Source organism: Oleiphilus sp. HI0067, from assembly GCF_001635735.1.
Window position 1 is genome coordinate 1 of sequence record NZ_LWFI01001593.1, and the last position, 1,295, is coordinate 1,295.

General features: G+C 46.8%; 2 protein-coding genes. One reads left to right on the forward strand and one right to left on the reverse strand.

Going from position 1 to position 1,295, the window contains the following annotated elements; translation table 11 throughout:
* A partial coding sequence (locus tag A3739_RS25880; protein ID WP_197472586.1) for a CoA transferase occupies window positions 1–583 on the forward strand: 583 nt, incomplete at its 5' end.
* A 67-nt stretch (window positions 584–650) separates the two neighbouring features.
* Here the strand turns inward: A3739_RS25880 and A3739_RS30440 are convergent.
* On the reverse strand, window positions 651–1,295 hold a 645-nt coding region (locus tag A3739_RS30440), incomplete at its 5' end, for a hypothetical protein (protein ID WP_197472587.1).

The following is a 1,295-nucleotide window of genomic DNA, read 5'->3' on the forward strand; positions in this document are numbered from 1 at the left end:
GGCAGATGCTGCATTGAGTCTTAACACCATGTTCGGTGCTGGGGCATTAGTCAGCGGACAGGATCCTGAGTTAGGGTCAGGAATGCTCAATGGAGGCTTATTCTATGAGTATTATGAAACAGCCGATGGCAAGTTTATCTCGATCGGTAGCTTAGAGCCTAATTTTGCAATGAGCTTATTGCAGACATTGGAGCTTAGTGACTGGTTATCAAAAATTGCCGATCAAAGACCTGAGACGCAGACATCCTTGCGCGCAGCGATTGCAGAAAAGATTTCGGCGCAAACGCAAGCCAAGTGGATCGATATATTTGGCAAGCTAGACGCTTGCGTTGAGCCTGTTATTACAGTGAACGAAGCTGCTGAACATCCTCAATTTAAGGCGCGGAAAATGTTTATTGATGTTCAATTAGAAAGCGGTGAAAGCGTGAAACAAATTGCAAGTGCTTTGCCATTTGATAGGGTTCAAGAACCAAGTTTAGGTGCACCGTTAGGAGCCCATACCGATGAGGTGCTAGGTCAGTTTGGCTTTGATGCTGGTCAACTTGAAGAGCTCAAGAAAAGTGGCTGTATTAAGCAGGGGTAAAAGAGAGAATGTCTGCACTATTTCTCAGCGCAGACAATCGATTTTCGTATTAACTAACCATAAAAGCTTAGAGACTGTATCCGATCCCTAAGTAATAATTTGGATCTTTGTCCGGTGCGGTAGATGTTTCGTCAAACGGAAATGCAGTGCCTAGCCTCAATGCGACCGGCAGCGCGCTGTAACCCAAATCTAGACCGACATTTAGCTCCACTCCGGCGGCATCAAACGTTGATTTGTCTCGGTTTGGCGTGCCGGATTCATAAAATAGCGCTCCAGAGATGGTGTGAAGACCAATAGGCCAAGCGTCGATTCCCTGGTCGACATAGGCGATAGGGAATCGGTAATCGGCCGAATAAATACTTGGCTTAAAGCCGCGAAGCTCTTGTGCAGAATCTGGATAGCCTCGCAATGGTTTTTCGCGTTGGTGAATCAAGCCTTGTTTAAATGCGGTGATGGACGGGCTATCGCCTAAATCAAAGAAGTCTGCTCCAGTTTGCGCTTCACCTATAAATGCGCGCAAGGCTAGTGTATGTGGGCCATAGAGTGCGATGTACTCGCGCCAATCAAGGATCCAAACGTTTCCATATGACTGATCACCAGAATTTATCTCGACACGATCTCGTTCGATGTTGAGTTGAATGGTGCGACCGTGCGCTGGGCTAACCCCATATAAAGCTTGAATGGCGTTGTTGTATATCGCGCTAAGCCCTAA